Source organism: Actinoplanes sp. NPDC004185 (assembly GCF_053603475.1).
The window spans coordinates 14,368-34,364 of the sequence record NZ_JBSGFR010000053.1; the positions used below are offsets into that span (position 1 = coordinate 14,368).

At 67.5% G+C, this 19,997-nt stretch carries 20 protein-coding genes and 1 pseudogene; 10 read left to right on the forward strand and 11 right to left on the reverse strand.

Annotated elements, in window-relative coordinates; all coding sequences use genetic code 11:
* Positions 1 to 28: 28 nt before the first annotated feature.
* Complete coding sequence (greA, locus tag ACWEOZ_RS37050) at positions 29 to 523, forward strand: transcription elongation factor GreA (RefSeq protein WP_360823098.1); 495 nt, start codon at positions 29 to 31, stop codon at positions 521 to 523.
* A gap of 79 nt (positions 524 to 602) precedes the next feature.
* Here the strand turns inward: greA and ACWEOZ_RS37055 are convergent, their stop codons facing one another.
* From ACWEOZ_RS37055 to ACWEOZ_RS37070, 4 genes are read right to left on the reverse strand one after another with little or no spacing between them, the layout of a single operon-like run.
* A complete protein-coding gene (locus ACWEOZ_RS37055; protein WP_451915337.1) occupies positions 603 to 1,751 on the reverse strand; it encodes a M48 family metallopeptidase in 1,149 nt (382 codons plus the stop codon).
* Between the two features lie 46 nt (positions 1,752 to 1,797).
* The gene (ilvA, locus tag ACWEOZ_RS37060; RefSeq protein ID WP_451915338.1) at positions 1,798 to 3,021 is read right to left on the reverse strand and encodes a threonine ammonia-lyase; all 1,224 of its coding nucleotides are present in this window, start codon (positions 3,019 to 3,021) and stop codon (positions 1,798 to 1,800) included.
* Positions 3,022 to 3,043: 22 nt separating this feature from the next.
* Positions 3,044 to 4,411 (reverse strand): amidase, encoded by a 1,368-nt coding sequence (locus tag ACWEOZ_RS37065; protein ID WP_451915339.1) that lies wholly within the window; start codon positions 4,409 to 4,411, stop codon positions 3,044 to 3,046.
* Positions 4,412 to 4,435: 24 nt separating this feature from the next.
* Complete coding sequence (locus tag ACWEOZ_RS37070) at positions 4,436 to 5,587, reverse strand: cystathionine gamma-synthase (protein WP_451915340.1); 1,152 nt, start codon at positions 5,585 to 5,587, stop codon at positions 4,436 to 4,438.
* Between the two features lie 24 nt (positions 5,588 to 5,611).
* On the opposite strand from ACWEOZ_RS37070, the gene ACWEOZ_RS37075 reads away from it, so the two are divergent.
* Positions 5,612 to 6,034: an HIT family protein gene (locus ACWEOZ_RS37075; protein ID WP_451915341.1), complete on the forward strand. Its 423-nt coding sequence runs from the start codon at positions 5,612 to 5,614 to the stop codon at positions 6,032 to 6,034.
* A 22-nt stretch (positions 6,035 to 6,056) separates the two neighbouring features.
* Positions 6,057 to 6,707, forward strand: coding sequence for a peptide-methionine (S)-S-oxide reductase MsrA (msrA, locus tag ACWEOZ_RS37080; RefSeq protein ID WP_451915342.1), 651 nt, complete (start codon positions 6,057 to 6,059; stop codon positions 6,705 to 6,707).
* 348 nt (positions 6,708 to 7,055) lie between these two features.
* On the opposite strand, the gene ACWEOZ_RS37085 is transcribed toward msrA, so the two are convergent.
* On the reverse strand, positions 7,056 to 7,283 hold the full coding sequence (locus ACWEOZ_RS37085; protein WP_451915343.1) for a winged helix-turn-helix domain-containing protein: 228 nt from the start codon (positions 7,281 to 7,283) through the stop codon (positions 7,056 to 7,058).
* A gap of 470 nt (positions 7,284 to 7,753) precedes the next feature.
* Entirely contained in the window at positions 7,754 to 8,155 is a 402-nt protein-coding gene (locus tag ACWEOZ_RS37090; RefSeq protein ID WP_451915344.1) for a hypothetical protein, read from the reverse strand.
* Positions 8,156 to 8,700: 545 nt separating this feature from the next.
* On the opposite strand from ACWEOZ_RS37090, the gene ACWEOZ_RS37095 reads away from it, so the two are divergent.
* A complete protein-coding gene (locus tag ACWEOZ_RS37095; protein ID WP_451915379.1) occupies positions 8,701 to 9,255 on the forward strand; it encodes a DUF6932 family protein in 555 nt (184 codons plus the stop codon).
* Positions 9,242 to 10,249 (forward strand): hypothetical protein, encoded by a 1,008-nt coding sequence (locus tag ACWEOZ_RS37100; protein WP_451915345.1) that lies wholly within the window; start codon positions 9,242 to 9,244, stop codon positions 10,247 to 10,249. Before ACWEOZ_RS37095 ends, ACWEOZ_RS37100 begins: the two co-directional genes overlap by 14 nt.
* A gap of 470 nt (positions 10,250 to 10,719) precedes the next feature.
* Here the strand turns inward: ACWEOZ_RS37100 and ACWEOZ_RS37105 are convergent, their stop codons facing one another.
* Positions 10,720 to 12,120: a replication initiator gene (locus tag ACWEOZ_RS37105; protein WP_451915346.1), complete on the reverse strand. Its 1,401-nt coding sequence runs from the start codon at positions 12,118 to 12,120 to the stop codon at positions 10,720 to 10,722.
* Positions 12,121 to 12,803: 683 nt separating this feature from the next.
* Positions 12,804 to 14,315 (reverse strand): recombinase family protein, encoded by a 1,512-nt coding sequence (locus ACWEOZ_RS37110; RefSeq protein ID WP_451915347.1) that lies wholly within the window; start codon positions 14,313 to 14,315, stop codon positions 12,804 to 12,806.
* A 14-nt stretch (positions 14,316 to 14,329) separates the two neighbouring features.
* On the opposite strand from ACWEOZ_RS37110, the pseudogene ACWEOZ_RS37115 reads away from it, so the two are divergent.
* Positions 14,330 to 14,431 (forward strand): annotated as a pseudogene (locus tag ACWEOZ_RS37115) (peptide-methionine (S)-S-oxide reductase MsrA); the annotation flags it as partial.
* Positions 14,432 to 14,473: 42 nt separating this feature from the next.
* Here the strand turns inward: ACWEOZ_RS37115 and ACWEOZ_RS37120 are convergent.
* Both ACWEOZ_RS37120 and ACWEOZ_RS37125 read right to left on the reverse strand, forming a co-directional pair.
* The gene (locus ACWEOZ_RS37120; protein WP_451915348.1) at positions 14,474 to 15,115 is read right to left on the reverse strand and encodes a hypothetical protein; all 642 of its coding nucleotides are present in this window, start codon (positions 15,113 to 15,115) and stop codon (positions 14,474 to 14,476) included.
* 95 nt (positions 15,116 to 15,210) lie between these two features.
* Positions 15,211 to 15,789, reverse strand: a complete 579-nt coding sequence (locus ACWEOZ_RS37125; RefSeq protein WP_451915349.1) for a transglycosylase domain-containing protein — start codon at positions 15,787 to 15,789, stop codon at positions 15,211 to 15,213.
* Between the two features lie 100 nt (positions 15,790 to 15,889).
* On the opposite strand from ACWEOZ_RS37125, the gene ACWEOZ_RS37130 reads away from it, so the two are divergent.
* Together ACWEOZ_RS37130 and ACWEOZ_RS37135 are read left to right on the forward strand one after the other, a co-directional pair.
* Positions 15,890 to 16,462 carry a dihydrofolate reductase family protein gene (locus ACWEOZ_RS37130; RefSeq protein WP_451915350.1) on the forward strand — a complete coding sequence of 191 codons (573 nt, stop codon included), beginning with the start codon at positions 15,890 to 15,892 and terminating at the stop codon, positions 16,460 to 16,462.
* 100 nt (positions 16,463 to 16,562) lie between these two features.
* Positions 16,563 to 16,886 (forward strand): hypothetical protein, encoded by a 324-nt coding sequence (locus ACWEOZ_RS37135; protein WP_360555883.1) that lies wholly within the window; start codon positions 16,563 to 16,565, stop codon positions 16,884 to 16,886.
* A gap of 176 nt (positions 16,887 to 17,062) precedes the next feature.
* Here ACWEOZ_RS37135 and ACWEOZ_RS37140 read toward each other — a convergent pair whose 3' ends face one another.
* Positions 17,063 to 17,239, reverse strand: coding sequence for a hypothetical protein (locus ACWEOZ_RS37140; RefSeq protein WP_451915351.1), 177 nt, complete (start codon positions 17,237 to 17,239; stop codon positions 17,063 to 17,065).
* A 109-nt stretch (positions 17,240 to 17,348) separates the two neighbouring features.
* Between ACWEOZ_RS37140 and ACWEOZ_RS37145 the strand changes: the two genes are divergently transcribed.
* On the forward strand, positions 17,349 to 18,773 hold the full coding sequence (locus tag ACWEOZ_RS37145) for a CYTH and CHAD domain-containing protein (RefSeq protein ID WP_451915352.1): 1,425 nt from the start codon (positions 17,349 to 17,351) through the stop codon (positions 18,771 to 18,773).
* A gap of 75 nt (positions 18,774 to 18,848) precedes the next feature.
* Entirely contained in the window at positions 18,849 to 19,844 is a 996-nt protein-coding gene (gene ppk2 / locus ACWEOZ_RS37150) for a polyphosphate kinase 2 (RefSeq protein WP_451915353.1), read from the forward strand.
* The last annotated feature ends 153 nt before the right edge of the window (positions 19,845 to 19,997 follow it).

Sequence of the window (19,997 nt, forward strand, 5' to 3'; positions counted from 1 at the left end):
CCACCCGTACGTTCAAGGAGAAGAGTCTGTGACCAGTTCAGAGGCGTCGAAGACCTGGCTCTCCCAGGACGCTTACGACCGGCTGCAGGCCGAGCTCGACGAGTTGATCGCAGCCCGGCCGGCCGTCGCCGCCGAGATCAACGCCCGCCGCGAGGAGGGCGACCTCCGCGAGAACGGCGGCTACCACGCCGCACGCGAGGAGCAGGGCAAGCAGGAGGGCCGGATCCTCTACTTGAAGGAGTTCCTGCGCAAGGCGGAGGTCGGCGACGCGCCCAGCGCCGACAAGGTGGCACCGGGCACGGTCGTCACGATCTACTTCGACGACGACAAGAGCGACACCGAGACGTTCCTGCTCGGCTCGCGTGAGATCGCCGCGACCACCGACTACACGGTGTACAGCCCCGAGTCGGCGCTCGGCAAGGCGATCCTCGGCGCGGGCCCCGGCGACACCGTGACCTACACCGCCCCCAGCGGCGCGGACATCAAGGTGACCGTGGTGGAGTTCGCCCCCTTCGGCGGCTAGCCGGCCGACGCGAGATCCCGCCGGACCCGCTCGACGGGTCCGGCGGTCTCGTGATCGATCCGCTCCGCCTGCTGCTCCGTCAGCACCACGCCGGCCGCCTGCCGCGGCCGGCGTTCCAGCATCCGGGCCCGCAGGCCGGTCGGCGGATGCGACGCGAAGAGCGACGTCTCGTCACGCACGCTGAGCTGCCGCAGCACCGGTACGGCGGAAGCCAGGTTCGCCCGTGCGACGACGGCCGCTCCTGCCACGCCGCACCGGAGCGCTGGGCGCGGGCCTCCCGCCGGATCACCGTGTCCAGCGCATCGTGCAGCAGCAGCACGTCCAGCAGGCGCACCGCGGCAGCACTCCCGGCCGCCCGCGCCGCGATCTCATCGGCAAGGTATTCCGCACGCTGGGCGTCGCGCTGGCCGATCCAGACGACCAGCAGCTGCACGCCCGTGATGAGGTACGTCAGCGCCCACTGCACGGCTGTGATGATCATGTCGAGAAGGCCGTTCCGGCCCGCGCCGTCCGGGCGGGTCAGCAACGCCAGCCGTCCCAGCGTGGTCAGCGCGACGTGCTCGAACGGGCCCCGCCGCAGGTCCCCGTTGACGAAGTGGCCCAGCTCATGGCCGATGAGCGCGACCCGTTCCGGCGGATCCAGCGTGGACCAGAGCGCCGCACCGAGACAGAGCACCCGCCGCCGGCGCAGCCCGACTGTGGTGGTGTACGCCCCCAGCGAGTGGTTCAGCCCGACGAGATGCGGCACCGGGGCACCGGTGTGCGCGGCAACCCGGTCCACCAGGGACCACAGTTCCGGCGCTTCGGCGCGGTCCAGGAAATGCGCCTCGTCGTCCAGGCTGCCGAAGCGGGGGCGCAGGGCCCCGGCCAGGACCAGCAGCACGACCCCGGGCAGGATCGTGAGCTGCGGGAAGTCGTACAGGATCAGCCACACGCCGAAGCCGGCGAGCAGTGCGACGAAGAGCAGCAGGAGCACCGCGACTGTCAAGGTCACCGCCCGCGCCGCGGAGGAGCGGCGCCGCCGCAGCGGCTCACCGGCCAGCTGGGTGAACTGCCCGGCGGTCAGCCGCCAGGCGACCCGGTGGGTGGCCCGGTCCGCCCACTTCCAGCCGAGCTCGGGCCGGCGGCGATCCGGCTCGAACAGGTCGAGGTTCCACTCGCACGACGGGCACCAGGGCGCGGCGGTGCGGGCGGTCACGGTGGCGGTGGAGCACCGGGGGCAATTCACGAGAGGTGATCATGCCGGACTCCGCGGTCGCGTGGAGTCCCGGAAATCAGGGCGTTCCGGACAGCAGGGTCAGCGGGTAGCCCTGGCTGCGCAGCGCGCCGATCAGGGCGGCCGAGTGGTCCGGGCCCCGGGTCTCGACCGAGAGCTGCACTTCGACCTCGCCGAAGCTCAGCCGCGGGTTCTGCCGCGAGTGGGCCACGTCCACGATGTTGGCCCGCTGCTCGGCGATCTCGGCCAGCAGCCGGGCCAGCTCACCGGGCTGGTCGCCGGTGCGTACGGCCAGGCGCAGGAAGCGGCCCGCCGACACCAGCCCGTGCTCGATCACCCGCAGCAGCAGCATCGGGTCGATGTTGCCGCCGGACAGGATGGCCACGATCGGCGGCTTCAGGTCGACCTTGCCGGTGAGCAGGGCGGCCACCGAGGCGCCGCCGGCCGGCTCGACCACCATCTTGTGGCGTTCCAGCAGCACCAGCAGGGCCGCCGACAGGTCCTCGTCGGTCACCGTCACCACGTCGTCGACCAGCTTGCTGACGTGGGCGAAGTTCAGCACGCCCGGGCGCATCACCGCGATGCCGTCGGCGATGGTGGTCGAGCGGTCGAGGGTCAGCGGCTCCCCCGCGGCCAGGGAGGGCGGGTAGGCCGCCGCGCCGATCGCCTGCACGCCGATGATCCGGATGTCCGGGCGCAGGGCCTTGGCCGCCACCGCGACGCCCGAGATCAGGCCGCCGCCGCCGACCGCGGTGACGATGGTGCCCACGTCCGGGCACTGCTCGAGGATCTCCAGGCCGACGGTGCCCTGCCCGGCGATGATGTCGCGGTGGTCGAACGGGTGGATGAGGATCGCCCCGGTCGCGTCGGCGAACTCGCGGGCCGCCGCGAGCGCGTCGTCGACTGTCGTGCCGGCGTACTCGATCGTGGCGCCGTACCCCTTGGTCGCCGAGACCTTGGGCAGCGGCGCGCCCTCCGGCATGAAGACCGTGGACCGCGCGCCCAGCAGGCTGGCCGCCAGGGCGACGCCCTGGGCGTGGTTGCCCGCGCTCGCGGCGACCACGCCGCGGGCGCGCTCGGCGTCGGAGAGCCGGGAGATCCGGGTGTACGCCCCCCGCACCTTGTACGACCCCGCACGCTGCTGGTTCTCGCACTTGAGCCACGTCGGCACGCCCAGCGAGCGGGTGAGCGGCATCGAGTGCTCCAGCGGGGTGGTCTTGACGACCCCGGTGAGCAGGGCTCGGGCGGCCTCGATGTCGGCGAGCTCCAGCAGATCGGTCATGAGTCGAATCGTGCCACCCGGCTCAGACGAAGGCGTGACGAGGCCAGGGGTTGGCCACCTCGAGCTGCCCGGCGATGGCCAGCAGCAGCAGCTCCGAGTCGGGCGGTCCGACGAGCTGTACGGCGATCGGCAGGCCGTCCGGGCGCAGGCCGACCGGCACCACGATTGCGGGCAGCCCGGCGATGTTCCACGGCGCGGCGTACGGCGCGTACGCCATGTTGACCTGCATGTTGCGCCGCCAGCTGCCGGCGGCGTGCCCGTCGGCGGGCGGCGGCGCCGTCGCCAGGGCGGGCGTGAGCAGCACGTCGATGCCGCTGTCGGCGAAGAACTGGATGCTCTTCTCCCGCCACGCGTCCCGCTGCTGCTGCTTGACCCAGCCGCGCCGCCACACGAACTTGCCGAGCGCGACGTGCCGGCGGGTGCGCGGCTGCAGGGCCCGGACGTCGAGCCCGGCGGCGTCGGCCTCCCGGTAGGCGCAGGCGAACCAGGTCAGCAGCCCGGCCAGGCCGACCGCGGTCGAATACGGCGGGTCGGCCGTGACCGTGTCGTGGCCCACTCCGACGAGCAGCTTGGACGCCGTCGCCACTGCCTCGCGGTTGGGCTCGTCCGGGCGTACCCCGGCGACCGGGGAGCGCAGCGAGACGCCGACCCGCAGCTTGTCCGGCTGGACCAGCTTGGCCGGGGCGCGGCCCGCCATGACGCTGAAGCCCAGCGTGGCGTCCGCGACCGTGGTCGCCAGAACGCCGTTCTCGGTGAGCCCGAACCAGCCGTCGATCCCCAGGTCGCAGGGGATGACGTCGCGGCCGGGCTTGAGCCCGACCAGGCCGCAGCAGGCGGCCGGGATGCGCACCGAGCCGAGACCGTCGTTGCCCTGGGCGATGGGCACCAGGCCGGCGGCGACGGCCGCGGCCGAGCCGCCCGACGAACCCCCCGGGGTACGCTCCAGCGCCCACGGGTTGCGGGTCGGCTCCTCGGCGCCGTCGGTCGTGCCCCACAGCCCCATCTCGGGCATCCGGGTCACGCCGACCACCACCGCGCCGGCCCCGCGCAGCCGCCGGACCACCTCGTGGTCGTCCTCGGCCACAGCAGACCGCGCCGCCGCCGAGCCGTGCCAGGTCGGCAGGCCGGCGACGGGCGTGTTCTCCTTCACCGCGACCGGCACGCCGGCCAGCGGCAGGTTGGCCAGGTCCTCCTGGTCGTCGACCTTCTCGGCCTCGGCGATCGCCTCACCGGCCCGGACCACGCGGAACGCCGCGATCGCCGGATCGGAGATCGCGATCTGCTCCAGGTGATCGGCCACGACCTGGGTGGCTGTCGTGTCGCCGCGCCGCACCGCACGCGAGATCTGCTTCGCCGTGGCACCCACCCACGTGGTCGCCAGGTTCTCCATGGCCCGTCTCCGTCTGTCTAAGCCCTAGCCGAGCGCCTGCTCCAGATCCGCGAGCAGATCGTCAACGGTTTCGATGCCGACAGACAGTCGCACGAGATCGGCGGGGACTTCAAGCGGTGAGCCCGCGGCGGACAGGTGTGTCATCTGTCCCGGGTGCTCGATCAGCGACTCGACGCCGCCCAGCGACTCGGCCAGGACGAACAGTTTGGTCCGGTTGCAGATGGTGATCGCCTGCTCAGGGCCGCCGGCCGCACGGAACGACACCATGCCGCCGAAGCGCGACATCTGCTTGGCGGCGGTCTCGTGTCCGGGATGCGACTCCAGCCCCGGGTAGAGCACCTGGCCGACGGCCTCGTGGTCCTGCAGGTAGGAGACGATGCGCTCGGCATTGTCACAGTGCCGGTCCATGCGTACGCCGAGGGTCTTGATGCCCCGCAGCGTCAGCCAGGCGTCGAACGGCCCGTTGACCGCACCCATGGCGTTCTGGTGGAAAGCGAGCTGCTCACCGAGCTCGTCACCGGCGGTGACCAGAGCGCCACCCACGACGTCGGAGTGCCCGCCGAGATACTTGGTCGTCGAGTGGATGACGACGTCGGCCCCGAGCGCCAGCGGTTGCTGCAGGTAAGGAGAGGCGAACGTGTTGTCGACGGCGAGCATCGCGTCGTACTCGTGGGCCAGCGCGCCGAGGGCGGTGACGTCGGCGATGTTCAGCAGCGGATTGGTCGGCGTCTCGGCCCAGATGAGCCGGGTGTGCCCGGGCCGGAACGCCGCGCGGACCGCGTCGAGATCGTTGAGCGGCACGGCGGTCCAGTCCAGGCCCCAGTTCTCCGCGACCTTGGCGAAGAGCCGGTAGGTGCCGCCGTACGCGTCGTCCGGGATCACCACGTGGTCGCCGGGACGGCAGACCGTGCGCAGCAGGGTGTCCTCGGCGGCGAGCCCGCTGGCGAAGGCGAGACCACGCCGGCCGCCCTCGATCGCGGCGAGGCACTCCTGCAGGGCGTCGCGGGTCGGGTTGCCCGAGCGGCTGTACTCGTAACCCAGCCGCGGGGCGCCGACGGCATCCTGCGCGTAGGTGCTCGTCTGATAGATAGGCGGCACCACCGCCCCGGTGCGCGGATCCGGGTCCTGCCCGGCGTGGATGGCCAGAGTGTCGAAGCCGTACGTGTTACCCGTCATGAACGGCAAGGCTAGTCTGCGCTGATGCCCGACTGCCTGTTCTGTTCGATCGTGGCGGGTACGGTTCCCGCGTTCCGGGTGGTGGACACCGAGGACGGGGTCGGTTTCCTCGACATCCGGCCGGTCTTCAAGGGCCACGTCCTGGTGGTGCCGCGCCCGCACGTCTCCCAGCTGACGGAGCTGCCGGCCTCGTTGTTGCCGGGCTACTTCGCCCTCGTGCAGCGGGTGGCTGCGGCGGTGCCGTCGGCCCTCGGCGCCCAGGGCACGTTCGTGGCGATCAACAACGTGGTGTCACAGTCCGTGCCCCATCTGCACACACACGTCGTACCTCGGACGAAGGGCGACGGGCTCCGCGGCTTCTTCTGGCCGCGGACCAAGTACGCCTCCGACGACGAGGCGCAGTCGTATGCGGACCGGGTAAGGAACGCGCTCGACACGGCGTTGTAGAGGGCGGATGAGAGGAGTGACCGTGTTCCTGCGGTACAAGAAGCTCGACCTGCCTGGTGTCACGTCCGGCCGCGATGCCGAGATGCCGGTGGCTGAGAAGCACACGGTGCTCGGAACCCCGCTGAAGGGCCCCTGGCCGGACGGATTCGAGACGGCCGTGTTCGGCATGGGCTGCTTCTGGGGAGCCGAGCGCATCTTCTGGCGGCTGCCCGGGGTGTACTCGACCTCGGTCGGTTATGCGGGTGGGACGACCCTGAACCCGACGTATGAGGAGACGTGCTCGGGGCGTACCGGGCATGCCGAGGTCGTGCAGGTGGTCTACGACCCGGCGAAGATCAGCTATGAGCAGCTGCTGAAGGCGTTCTGGGAGAACCACGACCCTACGCAGGGCATGCGCCAGGGGAACGATGTGGGGACGCAGTACCGGTCGGCTGTCTACACGACCACGGCTGAGCAGGCTGTGGTGGCGATGGCTTCGGTGGAGGCGTTCCAGCCGGTGGTGAGTGCGGCTGGAAGGGGGCAGATCACTACTGAGATCGCTCCACTGGGGGTTTACTACTACGCCGAGGATTACCACCAGCAGTACCTTTCAAGTGACAAAAACCCGAACGGGTACTGCAACCACGGGCCGAATGGGATGACCTGCCCGATCGGTGTTGCTAAGACCGCTTAGTTGTTCGCATCGGGGTGTCCTCGCTCAGCTGAGGGCACCTCGGTTCATCTGCTTGCCATCCCGTCGGCCGTCGACCCACCCACCGGGGAGCGGGCCGCCGCTGGGGCCGCCACGGCTCGCCCGGCGGTAGATAACTACGAAGGATGGCGGCCCGGCGGCGGTCTGCTCGGCTTCGCCCGGGGCGACGGACGGCGGGATGGCATACCTCATCCCAGAGGTCCGAGATCTTTGTTTGCACTCGCGCGGTTGTCAGCCGGTCTCGTCAATGCTCGATGTAGCCGGCGCGTCGGCCGATGCCGGCGCTTGCGCCGCCAGCAGGCCGGGCGCGACCGGCTCAGCAGACCGGGACTATGCGCTGGGATCGTCGCGAACGAAGACACCGACGCCGGGCAGCGTTTCGGTGATCTCCTTGATACGGAGGATCTGCATGGCGCGGTCGATCACGGGCTCGGTTACCTCGTAGTGGGCGATCAGCTCGCGGCGGCTGGGCAGACGAGAGCCGGGCGGGAACTCGCCAGCTTTGATGCGCTGCTGGAGGTCGTCAGCGATCTCTTCGTATCGGTAACGCGGTGGCACAGGTGATCTCCTCGGTTGGCACTTCCGAGTAGAGCACCAATGACTAGCCCTTGACTACCCAACGCTAGCTGTGGGAGGTTGGCCATAGGTCTCCTCGGTTGGCGCTTGGGAGACGCTGACAGCGAGGCCGGAAGATCCGACCCGTGGTCGAGGTGAAAGCCCGGAGCAACCGTGATGCTCCGGGCTTTCGTCTGTCCACTCTGCCGCACACCACCCGAGCGGTCTGCAACCCACCCCGCAGTACATGCGGAAACGCAGTTTAGGAATCCTAGATCAACTGGAGGTTGCGAGTCACCTACCTGCTGTCTTCCCAGCTCAACGACATTCGTGGTTGACCGCCGTTGACCGCCACCCCTACCCGTTGCCCGCCACATCGGGCACGTAGCGGGCACGTTGCATCCGTTCGCTGCTGCCTACATCGGCCCGCCGACATGGACCTTGAGAACTTCATAGGGGCTGCGTTACCGCCCCTACTTGATGACGCCGATGATCCCAGTCACCGTGCCGACGACACCGCTGACGGTGGCCAACTTTGCCGCAGCACCCGTCCAAATGCCCTTCGTCTTCTGCCGCCAGCCAAGAGACCACCACTCCTGCCCAAACTTCGACCACTTGTGCTGCCGGAGGTGGCAGCCCAGCAGGAGGCCGGCAGAGTTGTTCCGACAAAACTCCACATCGGCGCCGCGTCTCCGGTTGATCGCACCGCAGTAGACCGGCGCTTGGAAGAGGACGAAGAAGATCAGAAGCCCGACCAGCACCGCGTAGAGGACTGGACCGAAAGCGTTGCTGCCGAGCGAGAGGAGCAGTACGGCGAGCACGCCGTAACCCCAGAACCGCCAGAGCTTGGACTTTGATTTGCTCCGTGTCGCCATGAGAACGAAGAGTATCGATCATATGACTCTCCGTGAAGCGTCAAGATTCCGTCCGTCAGAACCCTTGACCGTCGGGAAACCTGAACCTACGGATCAGCGGCGACGCTGCTGGATGCAGGCTGATTCGCAGGCCAGCACCTGGACACCCCCTGACTCGGACGTTTGCGGTGGGTTCGTTGCTACTTCCCTGCCGTACGGACGCAACGAGCTCAGTCAGTCACGCCTCGACGGTCAGCTTGGAGTCCTTGAGCTGGTGCGCGTAGCTAAGCGATCCATTGATCCAGGGGCGGCACCATCGGAAGAGCCACGGTCGTCACATGGTCGCCGTTCAGTCAGGCACTGAACGGGCTGCGACCACCACTCATGCCCGGCCTCTCGTCCACGCCGGGTACCACAGGGGGATGTACCACAGGGGGATGACCCACAGCGGGTGGCGCCCCCGCTCCGCAGCGAGCGGTGATACTGAGGTCACGTTACGCTAAGGCGCGGTAGATTGCCGAGCCTCAACGAGCCGTGAGAGGGGTTTTGTGCCGATCCCAGCTTTAGTGAACGGTTTTCTACCTTCTGGACGGTATCAGTGCACTCCGGCCGAAGCGGAAGCCGCCTTCGTCTCTGACCCGGCCTACGCGGCTTCTATTAGTCGAGCTCCCCTTTGGCAACACCACTGGACGAACGCCTTGGCGTTACTTACAAGCGCCGTACGGGTGCATGCCGCCTGGATCAGCGGGTCCTTTACGTCAGACAAGGTCAATCCTAGAGACATCGATGTCGTATTCGTCATTAATGAGCAGGATCGCCTTTCTCGATCAGTAACGGAGCGTCAGATAGTCGAGGCTTTCGCTCGTCGTGTGATAGATCCCGCCACGGGTAGGGTTGTGGCCGCCCATGGCCTTTTGGTTGACTCATACATTATCCCCTGGGCTCCCTACCTGGACAAACGTGGACACCTCGTCGAATATGACGAATATGTGTCAGATAGGGGCTATTGGGACGATTGGTGGAGCAGGCGGAGGTTCTCTCCCAAGGGAAGCCCGTCGGTGTCGCAGGACGCTCATCCTTGCCGCGGCTACCTGGAGGTAAGTATCAGTGACTACGTCTGACTTCGGCGAAGCTGCTCCCCCTGAGGCCATCGATCTGTCCTTGGTGCGAAGCCGCATCTTGGAGACCGCACCTGAACCGGCCGAGCAGTCTGTAGATTTCGCTCGCCTAACAGGTGAAGCCCGCTGGGCCATCGAGCATGGCGAACTTCCACCACAACGTCCAGAAGTCCGCGTGAGGCTCTTCGGGGACGGGGTACATGGCCATACCATCGCGGTGCATACCGCGATGCAGCTCCTTGACTCCTTTCAAGGTGCCGTCACGGCTGTCGGTAGCGCAATGCGCCGCCTTACTGACGCGAGGCCGAGCGCCGGACCCGACGGGAAACCGATAGGCATTAAGAAATTGACCGAGCTCAAGATGAATTCGAATATCGGGGCGGGCTCGGTCGTCTTCTTTCTGGAAGGGTCCGCTCCACCGCCCCTCGCTCAAGACGGCTTGGTTCAGACCGCTTCAGATGGCTTTGTCGACGAGGCGCTGCGTTCCCTCCTGAGGGTCTTAGAAACGGCTCAGGAAGACGATCCCGACGATCCAAGCCAACTAGTCGAACAGATGCAAAGATTCGGCGTGCAGGTGGCATCTAAGCTAGATGCCCTCGCGGAGCAGGCCATCAACAACGGGATTGACGTAGACCTGGGGCTGAGGTCCACCGGGGGCCGGCGCGCGCAGGCTGTCCTCGGTCGACGAGGAGCGGCTGCAATCCGCTATGCCGTAGAGCGTAACAAGACACGGTCGATTCAAGAGACCATACTTGGACGTCTGCGGACAGTGAGCGATGGAGCGGACAAAATTCGCGTCACCCTTGATGACGACATTACGCAAATCAAGATGGGCGTCGAGCCGGATGTAGGCGTGACTTTAGGGCCCCTTCTTGGGCGGCGCGTTGTGGCGGAAGTCGAGACCACCATCACTTGGAAGCTTGCTACCGGCAAAGAAAGACGAACGTACAAGCTATTGACAGCCGAGCCTGTCTCAGAGCTAAGTACGGACGTTTAGCTATCGCGCAGCTCAGCCGCCTTCCACTACCCGCGAGACTTGATAGCCCAACGCCATCCCGTCGGCCTTCGTCCACACATCGTGGTGCGGACAGGGCCTGCCTGGGCAAGGTGGAGCACCCTACGTCTGACCGACCTTGACCAGGCAGGCCCTGTCTGCTCGGCTTCGCCTGGACGAAGGTTGTCGGGATGGTGCCCCTCATCCCAGAGGTCAGAGTCCCCGCCGGAGGCATCGCGTCTGACCGCGGAATCAAAGAGCCCCCGGAACTGCCGGCTACTTCGGCGGCCCGGGGCTTCTTTGTGTGTCGCGCCTGCCGCCGGGCTGGAACCGCCGGGGTGCGCCCAGCGAAGCGGCCGGGCGCGGGGTCCCCGAGCGGCGGGCCTCCGGCCCGGCCCTGCTGGGCGGCGCGAGCGGCCTGCGAAGCGGGCCGCCTTGACCCTGTATTGAAACTCGTAACCACGGACTGACGATCAATCTGGTCCGATACGGCGCATGAGCTGTTGCCCGGCACGGATGCCGTCAACGATCTTCTGCTCACCGCGCGCGAGCCCTGCACCAGAGAACCGCCACTTGGCGTTAACCAAGACCTCTCGTTCATCGTATGCGGGCAGTCCCTCTGCCTGCCGACGCTCGGCCTCTTGGTGAGCCTTTCGCTCATTGCGCAGCTCGCCGTAGGTGACCGAGTAGCTGCGACTCTTGGTCGCGGCATGGCCTCTGTAGCCGAGCATGTGTGCCCAGCGGCGGAACGGCACGTCTCCATACGCGGGCACGGCATCTAGAACGAAGCAGGCACGCACCATGCGCTCCGTGTGTGCAGGCAGGTGCAGATGGTCCAAGGTGTCCAAGCTCTTGATCCGTCGCGGTGGCAGGCCGGTGATCTCGCCGCCCTTGGTCACGTACTTAGCGATGTAGCGGGCGACGTTGCGACTGGTGATGCCGCCAACGACCTCCGCGATGGCCTGTGTATCGACCTGGGTGCCGAAGCGCATCGCTCGAACCGCCCGGTTCGGGTTGGCCGGCTCAGGCACGTCGATGGAGACGGCTGCAACCGCTCGACGTAAGCACTCTTCCAACAGGTCGATGGTCGCCCATACCGGAGGCGACGTCTCGGGACCATCCGGCCCGTCGACCCGAATCACGCTATGGAAGTGGATGACCCCCCGGGCTTGGTACTCGGCAACCTTGAAGAACGACACCTTGGCCACCTTGCTCAAGGCACTCCGGCTCAGCCCAACCGTGGCTGCGACCTCGCGCCGCAGGTAGATCGTCAACCGCTTCCACAGCTCACCGGCGTATGCGTTGAACAGCACCGCACCGGCGTAGTCGTAACACTCCCGGCAGAGAGCGTCGCCAGCTCGGGGATCGCCCTCGCCATGGCGGTCTTTGCACGACATGACGACGCCGTGCGGGCACGTCTCAGCGTCGCGGCGGACCCGGCATCGCAGCGGCTTGCCGTCCCGGCCCGCGTTCTTGTGCTTCGCATGAACAGCTCCGAAGGATGGCGCGGTAAGGGTGGCGAAGATGGCCGGATGCTCGGCAACCGTCTCCGGAATCCCCTTGCCACCCGCCAGACCAGCGCTGGCGACCTGGTACGTGTCATCACGGTGGAGTTGCGAACATGACGGGCACACGGCTGCCCGCCGGTTCCCGCAACGAACCAGCCGATATCCCATCGGCTCGTCATCGGTGCTGTAGTGATCCAACACCTCGCCCGTCGCAGCATCGATGACAGTGCGATGCCCCCGCATCCGGGTCGGGTTCGCGCACGCGCCCGTTGACCGGACCTGCTTCTGCCACTCCGCGAAGTCCGGCATCGACATGCGGGTCGCCATCGCCCGGATGTCCTCGGGGAGATCTTCGAGCCCGCTCATGCGGCCCTGCCCAGGGCCGGACCATCGCGCTCATCGGTTGGCCGTTCGTCCTCCGCGCTGGTCCGCGGCTGCGTGAGGTCCACGCCGAGGATCGCGCCGATGCGCTGCCACTTCTCGTCTGACCACACGGGTGACGCGGCGGCTTGCCGGCGTCCCCACTCCCTCGCGCTGACCGTTGCCAACTTGTGGCGGCTCCTTCCTCGATTCCAGGAAAAGAGCGCGCGACATCGCCACACCAGCAAACAGTGCGGAAATGATGGCGACGGATGCTACGGAAGTGTGATTCTTGGAATCGAGAAAGTGATTGGCCTGATGCGTCTGCCTACCGCCATATGGGCCGTGGGTCCGGGTGTCCCACGGCGGCGGTCCTCTCGTCGCTTAAGCGGCCGATACAGGTTAGCTAGTCAAGGCAGAGGGCGCGTTGCTTCCGTATTCAGATGAGGCGATGCTCGCGGCTCTGCGATCGAGAGTAACGCTGTGAATCATGGCTTCAACGCGATTTGTTCACCGCTAGCCCGGAATACAACTCGCAGTAACAACGTCTCGCTTTGACCGTAGGACACCGCTGGCGTCCATTGACGTCCGCTGGCGTCCACTGAGGTCTAGTGACAACCAATGACAAATATCGATCATCGTGGCGCAGGTCACAAATCTCGCGCTACGTAACAGGTACAACGGCTAGGTCAGTCCTCGCGCCAGATAGGTTCCAGCAGGTCAGGGTTGAAGGCAGATCGCCCCCGCCCGTTCGGGTGCACGATGATGGCGTGCAGGGCCTCGTGGATGTACGCCCGCTTGCGCATGACGTCCAGGCCGCCATCGCCCTCCGGCGTGTACCAGCGGCGGCGTAGGTCTTCCACGTCGAGCTTCCGACGCTCGATCTGTACGGCGTACCGGCCTTGCTCAGCGCGCAGCCGGGCGATCTTCTCTTCCACCTGACGCACATTGGAGAAGAAGAACTCGTTCGATATCCCGCCTGCACGCCAGACGCGGCCCAATTCGTCAAGCTGCTCTTGACTGTTCTTCAGCTCATCAGCCCCGGCCCATGTCTGGCCACCATCGCCACCCGCCGAACGCATCTCGCGCTCCTCAAGCTTCGCGAGCACCATCTCGGAGACGTACTCGTCGACTTTGGCTCCCTGCCGGCCGATTCCCGAACATCCGCCTTGCGCCTTCGGCTGGCAGAGGTAGTGGTAGACATTCGGATTCCGGTGCCACCGCCGCGCGCGCAGTGGGCAATTGCAGAGCGTCCCATCCGGCTTCGGCTTGCCGCACCGGAGGATGCCGCTGAGCAGATAGCGATGCTCAGAGAAGTCGGCCGCGAGCACGTTGCCCGTTGAGCCGTCCGGGTTCACGCTCCTCCCCTTGCGGTTGCCCATGATGGCGCTGACGGCTTGCCAGGTAGCCGGGTCGATGATCGGCTCCCATGCGCCCTGGACGGGCTGCCCGCTGTCATCAGTCACGATCTCGCCGTGCAGCAGCCGCCACCCGCACAGGCGCGGGTTGGCCAACGTGACCTTCAGCGAGCGCGAGGTCCACTGGTTCCCGAGGGATGTCCGCACGTCCGCAGCGACCCACTCCCGCACGATGGAGTTGAGCGACCTACCGGCGGCGAACTCCTTCGCAGCCTTGGCCACAAGCGGCGCTTCGACGGGATCCAGGCTGCGACGGTCAGCAGCCCATCCAAACGGTCGCGTTCCTCCAGCAGGCTGGCCGCTCTCGGCACGGTCCCGGTGGAACCGCCGTAGCCGCCGGCGCGCCTTCCGGGACTCGATCTTGGAGAACGCCACACCCACCAACCCGAGCCCTTCGACATCCTCGGCGTACAGGTCCTTGGGGCCGCGCTCGTCGGCAAACACTCGGCCATCGTCGGCGGTCAGGGCTTCCACGAACCGCTCGTAGTCACCGGCTCTCCGGGCCAGCCGGTCCTCGTTGAGCACCACGACGCCGCGCGTCTGCGTACCGTCGGCCAGGCGGCCAACAGCGACGGCCTTGAGCATCTCCTCGAAGGCCTCACGGATGACGCCCGCCTTACTCGCCGACCGGTCGTTGTCGGTCAGCTCGGCTACGACCAGCCACCCCAGGCGCTGGGCGGTCCGTCGGTTGACCTTGTGCTGGTTGCTGACACCATGTTCGTCACGCTCGCCATCGCTGCTGATCCGCGCGTACGAGATGACCGGCACCGCATCAATAGTCACCTAGCGGACGGTACTACCACCAGCAGTATCTGTCGGACGCGAAGAACCCGGGCGGCTACTGCAACCACGGCCCGAACGGGATGACCTGCCCGATCGGTGTGGCTAAGACCGCTTAGTTGTTCGCATCGAGGTGTCCTCTCGCCTGAGGGCACCTCGATTCATCTGCCTGCCATCCCGTCGGCCGTCGACCCACCCACCCTTGGGTCCGCCACGGTTCGCTCGGCATCAGACACGCCCGAAGACCTGTGCAGCTCATGGCATTGCGGCGGATCGCCGGCCACGGCGTACAAGGCGTTCTCGTACGCGCCGCCGAAGTCGATCCTGGTGATCTTCCGTAGTGGCCACTTCGTGGGTTCCCGATCCCACGTTGCCTGCGGGCTCACCTCCCGGATGCCGACGGTGCGCTTGCGAACAGCGGCGAGACGGCCGATGAAACACGCGTCCGGGATGGATTTCTCCAGGTGCAGAGTGACCAGCGAGAAGTGCTCGGCAACCGACACGATGAGCTTTCGGATACCAGTCAGATCCACGTTTGTCGGCGCGACGGGTGGCCAGGTGCCCTGCAGTGCGAGCGCCTTGCCGACGAATCCATCGGTCGGACGCGGCTTGACGGCGACGACATCGGCGGATCGCAGCGCCGCGAAGCCGTTGAGCCGGATGCCGTCATCCACGACGGCCATCAACAGCCACGAGTCCGCGAGCATCACGACGTACCCCTCGAGCTTGTCCGCCCGGTCGATCCGGCGCCGCAGTCGTACCAGCCGGCGCTCGCGCAGTGCCCGATCGAGCCGGAAAGCCACCAAGGCTCTTGCCCGTGCCTTCGATCTGCCCATCGCCCGATCATTGCTGAATGCGACATCCCGACGCAGGCATTTCCTGGCGACGAGCACGTATCTCAGCCCGGGAAGGTGAGCCCGTTCCGTTCGGCCGGGCTCAACCAGCCGCGCTCCACCATGGTGTCCAGCACCTGCTCCCAGCCGGCCTTCGGCGCAGGCCGGTCAGGGTCCAGCTGCACCGCGAGCACCGCGGCCTCGGCCACGGACAGCTGCGGGGCCGGCTTCCGGAAGTACGTCCGCGCGGCGGCGTCCAGGCCCACCGCACCACGGCCGTAATCGGCCCGGTTGAGGTAGCGGTCCAGTATCTCGGTCTTGGTGTAGCCGGCCTCGGCCTTGTCGGCGATGACCCGGATTCGCAGCCCGGACTGCTCACCGGGACCGGACGCGATCTGCGCGTACCGCCGGGTGATCAGCGAGTCGCCGGAGTCGTAGAAATCGGGGTCGACAGCGGCGACGAAAGCGTTGGCCACCGCAGGAGACAGGTGCGCCACCGGATACGGGACCTCGTTCTCCACCAGCGGCACGCTGTCGTAGTAGTAGGTGACTCCGGTGATGCCACCGGCCAGCAGCAGCAGGGCGAGCGCGGCGCCGATGATCAGCCGCTGGCTCCGAGGCCGGGGCGGCGAGGCGAGAATCATCGCGACAGTAGAAAAGATTCAGCGGAGCTTGTCGAATCGCGGCCGTGGCGTTCGTAGCGGAAGTGAGAGCACCCACCCGATCACTTGCAAGGAGAGTCCCATGACCGCGACCTACACCTTCGACGTCTTCTCCAGCCTCGACGGCTTCGGCGCCGCCGGCGGGGACTGGACCGGCTACTGGGGCAAGCAGGGCCCCGAGCTCCTGGACCGCCGTCTCGCCCTCTACGACGCCGACCAGCGCATGGTCTTCGGCGCCAACACCTACCGGATCTTCACCAGCATGCTGGCCGAGAACACCGAGGAGACAGTCCGCGACCCCTGGGTCACCCGCATGCGGAACCTGCCGGCCACCGTCGTCTCGACCACCCTCGACGGACCCCTCGACTGGCCCGACGCGACCGTCGAGCAGGAAGACGCCGTCGATGTCGTCGCCCGGCTCAAGGAGCAGTCCGACGTGCCGCTGCGTTCGCACGGCAGCCTTTCGCTGAACCGCGCGCTGATGGCCGCCGGTCTCGTCGACCGCGTACAGGTGACGCTTTTCCCGGTCATCACCGGCCGGACCGGAATCGGGCCGATCTTCGCCGGCGCCGAGGATTTCGACCTCGAGCTGCTGGAGACCCGTACGCTCGACGGCCGCGTCCAGGAGTTCATCTACCGCCCCACGCTGCACTGATGCCGTCCTCCCTACGGGTGTAAAAGATCGACAGCCTCCTACCCCTCCTCACACACTGAACAAGAAGACAATTCAGGAGGTAGACCTCGGGAGGTTCACCATGCCCAGGTTTCACAATGAGGAGGAGCGGGTCGCCTGGACGCTGGCCGAGTCGCTGGCCGACAAGGCCCGGGCGATGATGCGGCAGGCCGAGACCGCGCTCGAGACGTGGCGGATCGGCAAGGAGCTCAATCGCGTTCGCTGTGCGCGGCGCGGGATCAGTGCCTCCGACGCCGAGATCCGCTGGTCCGAGACCGCCAACGCCAAGAACGCGCTGACCGACAACAGTTTCCACGTCTCGCTCGCGACGATGTACTTCGGTGCCGCCGCGGCCTACTACTCCCGGGCCCAATACCTCCGCAGCCACGGGGAAGCCCATGTATGAGAAAAGCGCCACCCCGACCGGGGCGGCGGTCGGAGCGGCGCTCTCGCAGGCCTGACGGACCCGGCGCTCGCACGGGGGACGAGCGCCGGATCCATCAGGGGCCTGAGTCGAGTGTGCGGCGGATTTCTGGGAAACCGCTGTGCCGCACCACCGAATGCGCTGGGAGTGACCGGCGCTCAGCGGTCGGCCGGCGGCGGCTTCGGCGGCTCCGCCGGAGCGGTCGCCCCCGGTCCCTGCGCGGCCGACTCGTCCTGGCTCGTTCCCGGACCGGCCAGGGCGAGCCCGAGCACCGCACCCGCCCCGATCAGTCCCAGGCCGGCCAGGGAGATCTTGCGTCGTTCCGGCTCGTTCACGGCACCTCCAGGTTGAAGACCGGCTTTCCATGCTGCCCCGGCCTGCTGTGAGCCAGCTGAGTCGCCGGCTGAGATGGCTGAGTCGCCGGCCGGCAGGCATATTGGTCAGATGGAGACGGCAACCGAGAACGAACGCAAGTACGACGTCCCCGCCGGTTTCGAGTTGCCGCCTCTCATCGGTGCCGGCGGGGTGCGGGAGCTCGGCGAGGCCGAGGTGCACGAGCTGGACGCGACCTACTTCGACACCGACGATCTGCGGCTGGCGCGCCACAAGCGCACCCTGCGCCGGCGGACCGGGGGCGGGGACGCGGGGTGGCATCTCAAGACGCCGGCCGACGGGTCGAGCCGCACCGAGCATCGGCTGCCGCTGACCGACGGCGACGACGTGCCCGCCGAGCTGGTCGCGAAGGTGCGCACGATCGTGCGGACCCGGCCGCTGGGACCGGTGGCGCGGCTGCGTACCCATCGGGTCGAGACGCCGCTGCGCGACGAGCAGGGCCGTACCCTCGCGCTGGTCGCCCAGGACCGGGTCGGCGCCGAGACCGGCGGCACCGAGCAGAACTGGCAGGAGCTCGAGGTCGAGCTGGTCGACGGCGGGCCGGAGGTGCTCGACGCCGTCGAGGGCCTGCTGCGGGCGGCCGGCGCCACCCCGGCCGCAGGGCCGTCGAAGCTGGCCCGGGCGCTCGGCGACCGGCTCGCCGAGCCGCGTCGCCGGCGCCGCAAGATCAACCCCGTGCTCCGGTACGCGCGGGAGCAGCGCGAGGCCGTCGAGGAGCAGGACCAGGGGGTACGCGCGGGCGACCCGGAGGCCGTGCACAAGATGCGGGTGGCGACCCGGCGTCTGCGCAGCACCCTGAAGACGTTCAAGGTCTCGTTCGATCCGCAGCGGGCCGCTTCGCTCAGCGACGAGCTCAAGTGGCTGGCCGACTGCCTCGGTGACGTGCGCGACGGCCAGGTCCTCGAGGGCAAGCTGCTCGCCGACACGGCCGGCTTCCCGGAGGTGGCCGACGGCATCCGCGCTCATCTCGACGCCCAGGTCGAGCGGGGTCGTGCGGTGCTGACCGAGGCGCTGGACAGCGACCGCTACCTCGCCATGCTCGACGCCATGGACGCGCTCGTCGACGACCCCGAGCCGGACGACGCGGGCGCGCTGCGCCGGGCCCGCAAGGCGCTACTCAAGGCCGACCGGCTGCTGGACGATGCGATGGCCGACGGCGTCGACGCCGAGCTGCACGAGGCCCGCAAGGCCTACAAGCGGGCCCGGTACGCGGTGGAGATCTTCGCTCCCAGCGCCGGCAAGCCGGGCAAGCGACTGGTGAAGGCTCTGACCGGGCTCCAGGACGTGCTCGGCGCCCACCAGGACTCGGTGGTCGCGCAGGAGGTGCTGCGCGAGGTGGCGCGCACCGCGCCGGACGGATTCGGGTACGGCGTGCTGTGGGCGCGCCAGGAGCAGGTCGGCGTGCAGACCCGCGACGAGCTGCCGCCGGTCGTCGCGGCGTCCCGGGTGAAGCGGTTGCGGAGCTGGCTCGGCTGACCGTTAACGTGCCGTCCGCCTTCCCGTCACGGTCCGCCAGTTGTCAGGTCGGCCCTGGTGGGTATGAACCGTGTCATGCAGGCGGACCAGGACCACGAGCAGGAGCAGGACGACAACGGCGGCCACGAGGATCGCCAGTTCGACGACGAGCTCACCACCGACCCGTACACGGGTCCGATCACCGAGCTGGGCGGTTACCGGGTCGCCGACGACGATGACGACGACCCGGTGCTGCTCAACGCCGACGGCAGTCCCGTGGACACCTGGCGCGAGGACTACCCGTACGACATCCGGATGCCGCGGGCCGAATACGACCATGACAAGCGGCTGCTGCAGATCGAGCTGCTGAAGCTGCAGAACTGGTGCAAGCGCACCGGCGAGCGGATGGTGATCCTCTTCGAGGGCCGCGACGCCGCCGGCAAGGGCGGCACGATCAAGCGCTTCATGGAGCACCTGAACCCGCGCGGCGCCTCGGTGGTGGCGCTGGAGAAGCCGAACGAGCGCGAGAGCAACCAGTGGTACTTCCAGCGCTACATCAAGCACCTGCCCGCCAACGGCGAGATCGTGCTCTTCGACCGGTCCTGGTACAACCGGGCCGGCGTCGAACGGGTCATGGGCTTCTGCACCCGCGCCGAGTACCTGGAGTTCATGCGGCAGGCCCCGGACCTGGAACGGATGCTGGTCCGCTCGAAGATCAACCTGATCAAGTTCTGGTTCTCGGTCTCGCAGGGTGAGCAGCGCACCCGCTTCGCGATCCGGCAGGTCGACCCGGTACGCCAGTGGAAGCTCTCGAAGATGGACCTCGAGTCGCTGGACAAGTGGGGCGAGTACACCGAGGCCAAGGAGGCGATGTTCTTCTACACGGACACCGCCGACGCCCCGTGGACCGTGGTCAAGAGCAACGACAAGAAGCGCGCCCGGCTGGAGGCCATCCGCTTCGTGCTGAACCGCTTCGACTACGACAACAAGGACACCAGCATCGTCGGCACCCCTGATCCGCAGATCGTCGGGCCCGCCTCGCAGTTCGTCGAGGGCACCGAGGTGTCGCCGCAGGTATTCCCGCGACTGTAGTGACCTTAAAAGCGTTGTCGCCGGGGCCGTGAGGTGGTTAACGTGGCCGTACACGTGAGAGGAGGTGGTCCGAAGTTGTATAGCAACGGGACTCGTGAGGTGGCTGTCCGCTAGCCGCTGTCCTTGACAGCTTCGTTTGAACGTCGAGACCGT

Bases quoted from the DNA above. Each gene is read 5' to 3' on its own strand.
- ACWEOZ_RS37125 (WP_451915349.1), bottom strand. From the start codon at position 15,789: ATGATTCTCGCCTCGCCGCCCCGGCCTCGGAGCCAGCGGCTGATCATC.
- ACWEOZ_RS37135 (WP_360555883.1), top strand. From the start codon at position 16,563: ATGCCCAGGTTTCACAATGAGGAGGAGCGGGTCGCCTGGACGCTGGCC.
- ACWEOZ_RS37075 (WP_451915341.1), top strand. From the start codon at position 5,612: ATGCCCGACTGCCTGTTCTGTTCGATCGTGGCGGGTACGGTTCCCGCG.
- ACWEOZ_RS37070 (WP_451915340.1), bottom strand. From the start codon at position 5,587: ATGACGGGTAACACGTACGGCTTCGACACTCTGGCCATCCACGCCGGG.
- ACWEOZ_RS37065 (WP_451915339.1), bottom strand. From the start codon at position 4,411: ATGGAGAACCTGGCGACCACGTGGGTGGGTGCCACGGCGAAGCAGATC.
- ilvA (WP_451915338.1), bottom strand. From the start codon at position 3,021: ATGACCGATCTGCTGGAGCTCGCCGACATCGAGGCCGCCCGAGCCCTG.
- ppk2 (WP_451915353.1), top strand. From the start codon at position 18,849: ATGCAGGCGGACCAGGACCACGAGCAGGAGCAGGACGACAACGGCGGC.
- ACWEOZ_RS37145 (WP_451915352.1), top strand. From the start codon at position 17,349: ATGGAGACGGCAACCGAGAACGAACGCAAGTACGACGTCCCCGCCGGT.
- ACWEOZ_RS37105 (WP_451915346.1), bottom strand. From the start codon at position 12,120: ATGAGCGGGCTCGAAGATCTCCCCGAGGACATCCGGGCGATGGCGACC.
- ACWEOZ_RS37090 (WP_451915344.1), bottom strand. From the start codon at position 8,155: ATGGCGACACGGAGCAAATCAAAGTCCAAGCTCTGGCGGTTCTGGGGT.
- ACWEOZ_RS37130 (WP_451915350.1), top strand. From the start codon at position 15,890: ATGACCGCGACCTACACCTTCGACGTCTTCTCCAGCCTCGACGGCTTC.